Source organism: Pseudoalteromonas sp. SG41-5, from assembly GCF_014164495.1.
GTDB lineage: Bacteria > Pseudomonadota > Gammaproteobacteria > Enterobacterales > Alteromonadaceae > Pseudoalteromonas > Pseudoalteromonas rhizosphaerae.
The window spans coordinates 16,906-29,411 of sequence record NZ_JACJFH010000061.1 but is presented as its reverse complement, the minus strand read 5'-3'; the positions used below and the strand labels follow the sequence as shown (position 1 = coordinate 29,411).

Annotated in this window: 10 protein-coding genes; 2 read left to right on the top strand and 8 right to left on the bottom strand. The window is 41.3% G+C overall.

The genetic code is table 11. The features are described 5' to 3' along the window. Positions 1–88 precede the first annotated feature (88 nt). The 6 genes from H5232_RS15365 to H5232_RS15340 are packed head-to-tail and all read right to left on the bottom strand — an operon-like array spanning position 89 to position 6,712. Positions 89–850 (bottom strand): gluconate 2-dehydrogenase subunit 3 family protein, encoded by a 762-nt coding sequence (locus H5232_RS15365; protein WP_145235681.1) that lies wholly within the window; start codon positions 848–850, stop codon positions 89–91. Between the two features lies 1 nt (position 851). Next, the gene (locus H5232_RS15360; protein WP_182718783.1) at positions 852–2,531 is read right to left on the bottom strand and encodes a GMC family oxidoreductase; all 1,680 of its coding nucleotides are present in this window, start codon (positions 2,529–2,531) and stop codon (positions 852–854) included. A 2-nt stretch (positions 2,532–2,533) separates the two neighbouring features. After that, on the bottom strand, positions 2,534–3,226 hold the full coding sequence (locus H5232_RS15355; protein WP_182718784.1) for a DUF1080 domain-containing protein: 693 nt from the start codon (positions 3,224–3,226) through the stop codon (positions 2,534–2,536). A gap of 36 nt (positions 3,227–3,262) precedes the next feature. Next, positions 3,263–4,477 carry a sugar MFS transporter gene (locus H5232_RS15350; protein WP_182761056.1) on the bottom strand — a complete coding sequence of 405 codons (1,215 nt, stop codon included), beginning with the start codon at positions 4,475–4,477 and terminating at the stop codon, positions 3,263–3,265. A gap of 18 nt (positions 4,478–4,495) precedes the next feature. Continuing rightward, a complete protein-coding gene (locus H5232_RS15345; protein ID WP_182831153.1) occupies positions 4,496–5,548 on the bottom strand; it encodes a sugar phosphate isomerase/epimerase in 1,053 nt (350 codons plus the stop codon). A gap of 3 nt (positions 5,549–5,551) precedes the next feature. Next, entirely contained in the window at positions 5,552–6,712 is a 1,161-nt protein-coding gene (locus tag H5232_RS15340) for a Gfo/Idh/MocA family protein (RefSeq protein ID WP_182831152.1), read from the bottom strand. A 163-nt stretch (positions 6,713–6,875) separates the two neighbouring features. Here H5232_RS15340 and H5232_RS15335 point away from each other — a divergent pair, with 163 nt between their 5' ends. Next, the gene (locus H5232_RS15335) at positions 6,876–7,601 is read left to right on the top strand and encodes an AraC family transcriptional regulator (RefSeq protein WP_182718797.1); all 726 of its coding nucleotides are present in this window, start codon (positions 6,876–6,878) and stop codon (positions 7,599–7,601) included. On the opposite strand, the gene H5232_RS15330 is transcribed toward H5232_RS15335, so the two are convergent. Both H5232_RS15330 and H5232_RS15325 read right to left on the bottom strand, forming a co-directional pair. Further along, positions 7,598–8,473, bottom strand: a complete 876-nt coding sequence (locus H5232_RS15330) for a BadF/BadG/BcrA/BcrD ATPase family protein (RefSeq protein ID WP_182718788.1) — start codon at positions 8,471–8,473, stop codon at positions 7,598–7,600. The two genes, H5232_RS15335 and H5232_RS15330, sit on opposite strands and share 4 nt — an antisense overlap. Continuing rightward, positions 8,466–9,206, bottom strand: a complete 741-nt coding sequence (locus H5232_RS15325; RefSeq protein ID WP_182831151.1) for a copper homeostasis protein CutC — start codon at positions 9,204–9,206, stop codon at positions 8,466–8,468. Before H5232_RS15325 ends, H5232_RS15330 begins: the two co-directional genes overlap by 8 nt. 399 nt (positions 9,207–9,605) lie before the next feature. On the opposite strand from H5232_RS15325, the gene H5232_RS15320 reads away from it, so the two are divergent. Then, positions 9,606–12,503 (top strand): TonB-dependent receptor, encoded by a 2,898-nt coding sequence (locus tag H5232_RS15320; RefSeq protein ID WP_182831150.1) that lies wholly within the window; start codon positions 9,606–9,608, stop codon positions 12,501–12,503. Positions 12,504–12,506: the final 3 nt, after the last annotated feature.

Sequence of the window (12,506 nt, the reverse complement as noted above, 5' to 3'; positions counted from 1 at the left end):
TTTGATTTTGAACATAAAAAACACCTAGGAGGAAAAGCAGGGAATTGCTCCCTGCTTAGGGCTGGGCTAGCTAAAAAATAACTTAGCGTTAACTGGCAACTGAATCTTGATAAGCATACTCGGTCAAACCCAGTTCAGCTAAAACGCTATCTAAATGGGCTTTTGCTTCGTCAGTAGGTCCTGGGTAATCGCCTGCAATAGGCACATTGCCTAAATAGCCAATATCTTTACAACCTTGCGGTGTACAAAAGTAGGCACCAAGTACAAGGTTTTTAAAGCGTAAAAAAGCATTACCAATGCGTTGAAACTGCGCAGGGGTTTCATCATCAAAATAAGCAATATCATTTAAGATGGCTGTTTGTTGCTCTTTTTTCAATGCGACAAATGGTGCTTTATAACGCAGCACAGCCTCATCATCGATCCATGCTAAGCCGTGTAAAATAGTAACGCGGTCTTTTTGTTGACCGTTATAAGGTGAGCTTACCCACTCATCAATCACACTCGGTACATTTACCTCAGTTGCACTTGGGTTGTTACCTTCGCTAGGCACGATATAATCGGCTAACACCGCAACTAAATTTAATTGTGCTTGAGTTAATGTCAATGGCCAAGGTGATTGTGGTGGCATAACCATATTTGGATCAGTGCCATAACCTTTAGCTGTTATAGGTTGTAAATCTAAGTCAGGCCAATGTCCTTTATCACTAATTTTCTCTTCTAACGCTTTACTACATCCTGCTGAAAGTGATACGGCGGAACCTGCGGCTAATAAACCAAGCCACTTTAACGATTCACGACGTGTCATGCCGGAAATATATTTGTATGAGTCAACACGATCTTCATTATGCATGTTACAGCGCTCCTTGTTCTATTTGTTTGGCTATCCAGGTTGAATTACGCATTGCCAATGTCATGATGGTTAATGTGCAATTTTTATGTGGATTAGAGGCAAATACCCCTGCATCCATCACAAATAAGTTGTCGCAATCCCATGTTTGGCCCCATTGATTGGTCACTGAATCCTTTGCTGAGCTGCCCATGCGAGTGGTGCCTACTTCATGAATGATCTCGCCACCTTTTGAAATTGCTTTTTCAGCAGCAGGTAATTTGCCCACAGTAGCCCCTAGATTTTCAAGGATCTGTTTCGCTGTTTTTAAGCCGTGCTCAATTTGTTTTAGCTCACGATCTGACCATTTGAAATGAAATTTCGAAACCGGAATGCCCCATTTATCTTTAACATTTTCATCAATTTCCATGTAGGTATCATCGTTGGGGAGCATTTCTCCGCGCAGCGCAAAGCCAACATAAGATCCATAGGCATCACGAACTTGTTGTTTTAGCTCAATACCATAACCACGTTTATCGCCAGAGACTCCAGAGCCAGGTTGATTAAAACCGCTACTGATCTCAAAGTGATAACCACGAGGAAAATCAAGCTCACCTTTGGCATGTGCTTTGTGTCCCCACCAAGGAATAAATAAATGGTTCCCAGTGTGGCCATCTTCGTTATAACGTGGGCGACCTTTTAATGCTGGAACTTGCGCACCAAGCCAAGCACCGGTTGAATCCATTAAGTTACGACCTACTTGGCCACTTGAGTTAGCTAAACCTTTGGGATGCTTGGCGTGTTTTGAATTTAGCAAAATTCGTGCGGATTCGCAGGCACTAGCAGCAAGGATCACGATATCTGCTGTCAGTGTTTTTTCAGCTACGGTTTGCTTATCTATATAAGTTACACCCGTTACTTTACCGTCATCATTAACAGCGACTGATTTAACCATTGCATCAGTAATTATTTCTAAATTCCCAGTTGCTTTTGCCATAGGTAATAATGAGGTTGTAGTTTGAAACGCCGCACCGATTGAGCAACCATGGCCACAAGGTGTTGCATAAAAGCATGCCATACGATCATCTTTTGGCCGAGTTAATACTGCTCTGTGCATAGGCACGGCAGCGATACCCAGTTTTTTCGCACTGGCAGCAATCAGTAACTCAGGAATTCGCGGCGTTGGTGGTGGCTGTAATACCCCAGGTGCAGATGGTGGCATATCATCAAGGCCGGTATTGGTGCCGCAAATACCCACTAGTTCTTCCGTGATGTCGTACCATGGTGCGATATCATCATAAGTGAAAGGCCAATCTGCGCCGTTGCCATCTTGGCTTTTACCTTTAAAATCATGTTCACTAAAGCGTAATGAGTAACGTCCCCAGTGATTAGTTCTTCCACCTAACATGCGTGCACGCCACCAGTAAAAATCAGTGCCTTTGGCGTTAGTGTAAGGCTCATCAGGAACTTGCCAGCCACCATCGACGGTTGCATCGTAAAAGCCAAAGTTTTTGTCTTTATTTCCTGCGCCCATTAAAGGAGCTTCACTGTTACGGCGAAACATTGGGCTTTCTTTTTTTGGATCGTAATCACGCCCCGCTTCAAGTAATAATACTTTATGGCCTAGTTTAGTTAAGGTATAAGCGGCCATTGCGCCACCTGCGCCGGAGCCAACAACCAGTACTTTATGATCAAATGTAGACATGCTTATAGTTCCTTAATTTTTATATTTTTAAACCACACTTTGTCACCATGATCCTGTAAACCTATGCGACCTTCCTTTGCTGTTGCGAAGTTAGACCAAGTTGCAAATTTACTGTTTTTAACCAAGGTATTCCAAGTACTACTGCCCACAACAATACTGGCAGTGTTGACATCATTTTGCCAAACTTGTAAATGGTCATTAAGCATTCTAATACGCACCGTGTTCCACTCAGTTGCAGGTTTGTGAGCTGAAGTAGGTGGCGTAAATAAATCATAAATAGAGCCAGATAAATGAGAATCTATTTTCGTATCTGAATGACGTTCGTTATCTATAATTTGGATTTCAGGGGCGTGCGAGTAAATATATTTACCCAACTCATCGGCTAGAACAAAAATGCCACTATTGCCAACTTCACTAATTTTCCAATCTAGTTTCAAGTCAAAATTGCGATAGACTTTTTTAGTGAGTATGTCGCCGCCGCCTTTAGTGAGTAACATTGCGCCATTGTCTATGGTCCATTTTGGGCTGAGTGTCTCACTTTTGAAATTGCGCCAGTGCGACATATCTTTGCCATCGAACAGTAATTGCCAGCCAGCTGTTTGTTCTTCTTTAGAAAGTTGGTTATCGGGTGTCTTAGCAAAAGCACTGCTACTAAAAGCCAGTGCAATTGACAACACAGAGATTGATTTAAGCATATAATACCCCTTATTTTTGTATGTTACTTGTTGCTATTAAACGTATTTTTCAACGTTTTTATTTTTTGTTATAAACAGATGAAGACCAATAAATACAATGATCAGGACAATCGGAAAAACCAGTAGATTTTGTAATACAGCTTGTCCTGCGAGCACTTCAACTTGTTCTACACTGACACTAGTTGTTTGTGCTTGTGTTCGCGCATTATCAATCCAATGGCCTATGACGGGGTTCCAGATGCTCATTGCAAACATGCCAGCTCCACCAATTAACGACATGCCAAGTGCACCTGTTTTTGGGGCATACTCAGCGACACAACCGATCATGGTTGGCCAAAAATAAGTAACGCCAACGGCAAATAGTGCTGCGGCAAGGTAGATGGTATTACCTTGCGCTTGGCTCATTAAAAATATCCCTAGTGTTGAAAAAATGGCTGAGCCCAGTAGGACACCCGATGGACTAAAGCGGTGCACAATCGGGCCCGCAAAAAACCGACCTAATGCCATCAATCCGGTGATCAAAGCTAAAATAACCATAGGCGAAGCGCCTGACGAGCCAAGGATTTGCTCAATCCATTGCTGTGTGCCAAATTCGGTGACTGCTGTCAGTGTCATGCAAATAATGAGAAACAAATACAGCGGCGAGAGTAAGTGTTTTAAGTTGCTGGTGGTTGAATTTTGCTGTGTATCAAACTGTGGAAATTTCGCTTTAAGCATCATCGCACCATAAATAATGGTGGGCACAAGGATCAGCGAAACTTGCCATTGCCAGCTGAAGCCTGCGGATGTCATTGCATTTGAAGCTAATGCACCAATTACGATCCCGCCAGGAAACCAAACATGAAAGCGGTTTAACATAGTGGTGGTGTTTTTAGGATACATTTGGGCGATCAGTGGATTACAACCGGCTTCAACCGATCCATTGGCAAAGCCAATTAAAAAGGTAGAGATCAATAATCCCCAAAAACCATCTGCAGTGATAGTTAAAATAAGTCCGCCTAGGTGGCAAATAAACGCTAATGCAACCAACTTTTTAGCACCAATCGCGTTATAAATGATGCCCCCGAGCATGGTTGCAACCGGAAACCCTAAAAATGCCATGGCATTTACCCAACCTAGTTGTGTACCAGTGAGGCCGAACTGCTCGCCTAGTTGTCCTAAAACGCCAGCCCTTATTGCGAAAGTCATTGATGTGACAATTAATGCAATGCAGCAAAGCCGAAAAATAATACCATTATTGTTGTTATTCATTGTGTGTGACCCTGTTTATTAAATACCTAATATCCGCTTATTTCGCTGATCATTTGTGTCCATTGCGCTAAAGTCATCAAATGCTTTAGCCGTAGGGCGGATCAAATGCTCTTTTATAAATTGTGCGCCTTCTTTCGCCCCATCTTCAGGATGTTTAATGCAACACTCCCACTCCAGAACTGCCCAGCCATCAAAACCATATTGCGTTAATTTGCTAAAGATACTTTTGAAATCAATTTGGCCATCACCTAAGGAGCGAAACCGACCAGGGCGGTCTTGCCAATCTTGATAGCCACCATAAATACCGCTGCGACCATTTGGATTAAACTCTGCATCTTTGACGTGAAATGCTTTAATACGATGGTGATAAAGATCAATAAATGCTAAGTAATCAAGTTGTTGTAAAATAAAATGGCTGGGATCATAAAGAATATTTACCCGTGGATGATTATTTGTCGCAGCTAAAAAGCGCTCAAACGTTACGCCATCATGTAAATCTTCCCCTGGGTGAAGTTCATAGCAAACATCCACATCCATTTCATCAAAGTAGTCGAGGATTGGCAGCCAGCGTTTCGCAAGTTCTTGGAATCCTTGCTCTACAAGTCCTTTTGGACGCTGCGGCCAAGGGTAAAAAGTATGCCAAAGTAGCGCTCCTGAAAAAGTCACATGGCTTTTTAAGCCCAAATTTTTACTGGCTTTAGCTGCCATCATTAACTGATTGATGGCCCATTTAGTTCTGGCTATAGGATCACCGCGTAGTGCTTGAGGGGCAAAATTGTCAAACATGTCATCATATGCCGGATGAACTGCTACGAGCTGACCTTGTAAATGAGTTGATAACTCTGAAATTGTAAGCCCCGCCTGCGCAGCAATACTAGTCACTTCATCGCAATAATCTTGGCTTTGGGCTGCTTTTTCTAAATCGAAAATACGAGAATTTGCAGTCGGTAGCTGAATAGCTTTATAGCCTAAATTTGCTGCCCACTGACAAATAGTGGTAAAGCTGTTGAAAGGAGCTTCATCGCTGATAAATTGTGCTAAGAAGATCGCTGGACCTTTAATTTGTTTCATTTTTTATCCAATTTTAAATGGTTGCCACTTAGTGTCTTTGCTCGACGCTGCTACAGCATTTTCTATAAATGCCATTCCGCGAATTGCTTCTTTAATACCAGGCACGTCGAAGTCACTGTTAGATGCTGAGTATCCGGCTTTTTTTGCGTGAATTTGTTTTGCAAAATTGACATATATATTGGCAAATGCTTCAAGGTATCCTTCTGGATGACCTGCAGGTGTTCGCAGTGAATTTTGTGCCGCAGTACTTTTTAGGCCAACACCTGCACGTAATAGGGTGGTTGGCGCGTTATGACTTTTGAGCCACAAACTATTTGGTTCCATTTGTGACCACTCAAGACTTGCTTGATCGCCATAAATACGCAAATTAAGATTGTTTTCTTCTCCTAAGGCAACTTGGCTGGCAAGAAGAACTCCCTTAGAGTTGTTGTTAAAGCGCAGTAAAACGGTGCCATCATCATCGAGTGTTCTGCCTGCAACAACATGATTTAAGTCAGCGCATAGTGCGGTGATTTCTAGGCCGCTCACGTATTCAGCTAGATTTGCAGCATGCACTCCTATATCAGCTATACAACAACTAATACCGGCCTTATCAGCATCTAAACGCCATTTGGCTTGTTTAGCATTTTCATCTTCGCTGGTGGCAAGCCAACCTTGACTGTACTCAACAATAATTTTACGAATAGCGCCCAGCTCGCCATCAGTAATACGTTGGCGTGCTTCTTTGATCATCGGATAACCAGTGTAGGTATGAGTTAATCCGTATAAACAATCACTGGCTTGCAGAGTTTTTTCTAATAACAGCGCTTGTTCTAAATTTAGGGTGGCTGGTTTATCTGATAAAACGTGAAAACCTGCTTCAATCGCACACTTTGCAATTGGGAAATGCAAATGATTTGGCGTCACTATTGCCACAAAATCAATTCGTTGATCGGCAGGTAACTTAGTTTCTTCGCTAAACATTTGTTGGTAGCTGTCATAGCAACGAGTTGGATTTATTCCTAGCATTGCAGCAGTAGCTTGGCTGCGTGTTGGATCTGAACTAAAGGAGCCTGCGACTAACTCAATTAAGCCATCTAAGCGTGCAGCAATGCGATGGATTGCACCAATAAATGCACCTTGTGCACCACCGACCATCCCCATGCGGATTTTGGCATTATTCATGAAAAAAGCTCCATGTCAGTAATCGTCTACTGAGTTTAGTTAATATCATGTTATTGATAATAGAGAATGAACAGCGTAAGGGATAATAAAAATTCGGTTGACAATGCAATAAAATCGGCGTTTTATGTATTATTATAAATTCATATTTATAGAATATATTATTATGGAAGTGCAAGGGATCATAAATAAAGCGGGTGTAAATCAACTGATCGCGGCATTTGATTTATTACCCGATATTTTGTTCTGGGTGAAGGATTCTGATAGTCGAATTCTGTACGCAAATCAACATTTTATTGAACATCAAGGGTATAAGTCATTAGAGCAAATTTTACTGAAAACTGATTTTGATTTTTCATCCAAGCACTTAGCATTTCAATACGTCAATGACGATAAACGTGTAATGAATGGCTATGTTGTTACTGATCGTTTGGAGCTAAACCAAACCTCAAATGGTGAATTGGCCTGGTTTTCAACGTCCAAAAAAGCAATTTTAGCTGACGATGGTCAAATACTGGGCACCTATGGCGTTACACGACATTTACAAAAAACATCAAAGGCTTTGTCGCATGTAAGAGCGATTGAAGGGCCAGTAAATTATATACGTGAACACTATCATCGTAATATCTGTATTGAAGAACTTGCCGAGCTTGCTCATTTATCGGTAAGTGCGTTAGAGCGGCGTTTTAAAAAACATTTAGCAAAAACACCTAATCAATTTATTAATGAAATACGTTTAGAAAACGCACGTAAGCTACTTGTTGAAACTCGTTTACCTATTTCACAAATAGCCTATCAATGCGGTTTTTCTGAGCCTAGCTATTTTAGTAAACAATTCAGACGCTTATTTGGTGAGATCCCCTCGCAAATGCGCGACCAAATTGAGCCCTAAGCCAGCCGTTTGGCTAATTGAATAGCGCCTTGCTCGGGCAGGTAATGCGCATCACATAGATAACCTTGTGCTTTGGTAGATAACCAAGGAGTAATTTTCTCGGCTGTGCCTCCCATTAATGTAATGTTGTGATAGCCGTGGCTAACTAAATGATCGATATAACGGGTAATATAGCGCGCTGCTTGCTCTAAAATAATAATGGTCCAAGGATCATCTTGCATTGCGAAAACTAAAGGCGCAAAACCGGCAAAGTAAGCGGGTTTTGCATTGAGTGCTAATTCTGTCAGCTGGTTACTTGTATCACAATTAAGCTGTGCCAATAAGGTATTTATTAATGGGCTTGAGGGGGATAAGCCATCTAAAACCTCTAATGCATAACGAAATAAAGTTAAACCAATCCAGCCTCCGCTTGCGCCATCACTTAATAATAATCCATGGCCTCCTAATTCAATAACGTTACCGTTTTTTATTGCTCCAGCACAAAAGCCAGTGCCTAAAATAATAATCGCACCACTGTTATCACCATGGGCACCTTGGCAGGCTATGTGTAAGTCAGTTGAAAAGTTAAATTGTGCAAATGGATGCTGCCACTGTGCCATCTTTTTATTTGCACCGGCAATGCCAGCGCCAGCGAGTCCTGCATAGGCATAAATTGCCCCAAGTGTTGATAGCCCTAAACCAGCCTGTTGTAATGCGTGTGTTGTTGCATCAATAATGGATTGCTGCGCCACTTCAACAGAGGTTGCAATATTTGCTGCACCGCTTACTGCCTCTGCAAGTAGGGTGCCTTGTGCGTTTTCAAGCCTGACTCGGCATTTTGTACCGCCGCCATCAATACCTAAATACAGCGGCGGTTGAAAGTGGTTAGTCATTTTTAGCCTGCTCGTTAGTTCGTTGATTTAAAATTGCGTTAATTAATAACGGATCCACCCAGCCATCCTTATTGTGTACGCCGGAGTAGGCATGTAGTGACACTAAATTATTGTTGGCAAGTTGCCAAAGTGTACTTGCATTATCAGTGGTTACGCCACCACCAATAACAATTTCTATCTGATCATTGGCGTGGCTAATGATTGTTTGTAAATGATTAAGACCTTGCATAACGCCTTTATCATCAGTCCATTTAGTGCCATTTGTGAGGATACGATCAATGCCCAGTTCAGTTAATAGGCCAATTGCCTGTTCGCTGTCTTCTATACAATCAAAAGCGCGATGAAATGTCGTTGCTAAATTATATTTATGTGCGCAGGCAATAAGCGATGTGGTAGCTGCGATATCAACGTCATTGGCGTTTAGCGCACCAAAAACAACACCGGTAGCACCTGCGTGCGCCGCGTGTGCTATTTGTGTAAGCATTAGCTTCAGTATTGTTGCATCAACAATAAATTGATTCGCAACAGGTCGTATCATGATAAGCAACTCGCCTTCTGAGGGCATTGCATGAGCTGCGATAGTCATTGCTGTTGCACTTGGAGTGAGACCTTCAAGTTGCATTGTGCTGCAAAGTTCAATTCTAGAGGCGCCAGCTGTAAATGCGGTTTTTACATTATCAGCTAACTGAATATGATCATCTGCGTTTAAACAGACTTCTAAATTTTTACGCATTGTTTCGTTCCAAAATACCAGCGATGTTGTTAACAATAAAATATTTAATAATAGTTGATACTATCAGAATAAATAAAACTTATTTATAAATCAGTTGTTTATTTTTATTTTTTACATTTCATAAATATGAAAAGTGTTTTTATATGCCATTAATTTAAGTTGATGACTATAAACTAGCTCAGCACTGATTGGATCTTTTTTTAACCTTAACGCCGATTTTGTCCTAGAGGCAACCGAATTTCTATTATCACTTTTTTCGACAGAACCCTATTCTTGAAAAGCAGTTTAACAAGCTATTAACCCAGTTCTGAAATGCCTTAAGGTTTACCCACAGGGATTATCATGGGTTTTAAAGTGCTTTAACACAACTAACCACACACAATAATACTGGAGATAAACATGACCAATAATAAGAACAGTCGTGAATCGGCGGATCTTGCACGGCGGTTTAAGAAATCTGCATTGCTGCTAGCGTTGATGGCAAACTGTCATGGCGTATACGCACAAGAAGAACAAAAAGCACCAGAAAACGACCTAGAAGTAATTGAAGTTAGAGGTATTCGCGCCTCGGCAGCTGAAAACTTAGCGATTAAGCGGTTGTCTAATGCAACCGTTGACGCCATTACCGCAGAAGATATTGGTAAGTTCCCAGATAAGAATGTGGCGGACTCATTGCAACGTGTGCCAGGGGTCATTATACAACGGGATGGCGGTGAGGGCGCCTCTGTCAGTATTCGTGGTTTATCATCGGACTTAACCTTCACCCAATTAAATGGCAACTTTATAGCATCGTCGCCCGGTGAACCATCGCGTTCATTTTCATACGCATTATTACCTGCAACTATGATCCAACGCGTTGAAGTATATAAATCTTCAGAAGCTCGCCTTGATGAGGGCGGAATCGGCGGTACGGTCTTGTTGTATAGCCGCAAGCCTCTAGATATGGATAAAAACTCTGGGATCATTAATTTTGAAACCAGTAATTCTGATATTACCGATAAGTATGAACCTCAATTTAGCGGTATTTATTCATGGAAAAATGATGATGAAGACTTTGGGGTTTTAGTGGGTTATACAAAACAAGACCGCACTAATCGCTCACAAAGCTCGCGTATCAATATCATGAATAAAAATTATCTTTATTCTGAAATGAAAGATAATCAAATGGTTGAGGGGGGGGCACAAGGTTATGCTGCACAAAGTATGGTTCAGGAAGTCTTAAACGAAGAGCGAAATCGAACCGGGATCCAGTTTACTACTCAATGGCGACCAACTAGTAACTTAGAGCTTGGCTTTAATTATTTTAATTTTAAATTGGGCCAAGACTCAATTTTAAATCAATTAGAATACCCAGAATGGAACAATAACGATAATTTCTGGACCGATGTCCGTGTTGATGAAGAGTCTCAGTTTGTTACAGGTATAGACTACTCTGTTGGTGCATCAGGCACTCAGGCTGTTTCTCCTATTCCACGTATTAATGGTGAATATACGATTGAAGAATCCAGCTCTGATACATATGATTTTTATGCTAAATACGAAGGTGATAATTACAACGTTAAGCTAGTGCTGGGCCATACCGAAGCTGAAGGTGGCCCTTCACAAAAGTATCGTGCCGCTTATTATGCAAATGAATCCTCGCTTTACTATGGTTACGATTTTTCTGATGGGCGCATGACCACCTATATGGATCCAAGTATGATCAGTAACTTGGCTGCAGGCATTGGTGGCGAACCCGATGTAACAGCCACCGATTCTAGTTTTGTGACCGGTACTCAAGAAGAAGATTACGGACAGATTGATTTTGACTATTTTGTGGATTATGGCGTAATTGAAACGTTGCATTTTGGTGCGAAATATCGCAAAGGTAAAATTCATCGCGATACTCGCAACAGCTTTTATCTCTCCCCAGATTTTGATATAGCAAAAGGTGAAGCTGAAGGCACCATTGATTTAGATGATGATTATTCTAAAAATGGCGGCATACCGGATATTGCAGATTTAATTTATTCAGATTCATTAGGTAACTTGTCTGATGTAATTAATACGAACTTATTCCCAGCTGTAAACTGGCATAAATACCAAGATCATTTAAATGAAAACTTTGTTCATTATACGCGTATAGAACCTAACTATGTTTATAGTGTTGAAGAAGAAATTACAGCGGCTTATATGCAAGCTGATTATCGTTTTTCACAAGTACGGGGTAACTTGGGTGTACGCGTAGTGCGCACCAAAACGACCACCGGATCATCAGATAAAATCACCTACCGATTAGATTGGAAGGACGACAATGGCAATGAATTACCAATCGACCAACAACGTGTAGAAGACTTTGTTTTTATTGAAAAAGAGAGTACAGAAACAAAGGTACTGCCCAGCTTTAATATAGTCTGGGATATCGATGACAACTGGGTACTACGTGGAGCGGCATCACAAACCATGGCTCGTCCTGGTTATGATGATTTAGGCCAGTTTCAGACTTTAACGTACACGTCGAATGAATACTCAACGGATCGCTCATCGGCAGACAATTTTGATGCAATTATTGATGGCGAAGGGTGGACAGGATCCGGTGGTAATAACCAGCTAGCGCCATTTGAGTCAACCCAATTTGATATGTCTTTAGAATACTACTACGGAGCTGGCTCTGGCTTTGGTATTGCGTTATTTAAAAAAGATGTTGATAACTTTGTTGTGCCTTTAATAATTGATGTTACCCGCAGTGCACCGGACATTTCATTTAATTTACCCAACGCAGGTGATGAGCAAGTAAATGTCAGTGGCGACAATTTTGCAGTTAGGGATTTTAGTACTGTAGCTAATGGTACGAATGCTTCTTCTGAAGGGGCTGAATTTTTTATCCAACACTTCTTTGATAATGGCTTTGGTCTTTATGCTAATTATACCCGCAATAACACTAATCAAGCCAATGTAGAGCTTGATGGCGAAAAGGTGGGAGAGTCGCCTTTGATAGGTAGTTCTAAATACCAAATGAATTTATCGGTATTTTATGAAGATGACTTATTCAGTGTTCGCGCCTCATACAATAAGCGCGGTCCAACGGTTCAAGGCTACAACGCCTCATGGGAAATGAACTATTACAATGAAGCCTATGATCAGGTAGACGTCAATGCAAGTTATAACTTGACTGATGCTCTCGTGTTATCTGCTTCCGTTATTAACCTCACTCAATCAGATACTTACATGCATCTAGGTGACGATACTAAAAACCGCTTTATTCAAAATGCATACAGTGGTCGTCGTTTTTACGCAGGTGCAACTTACCGCTTTTAATAG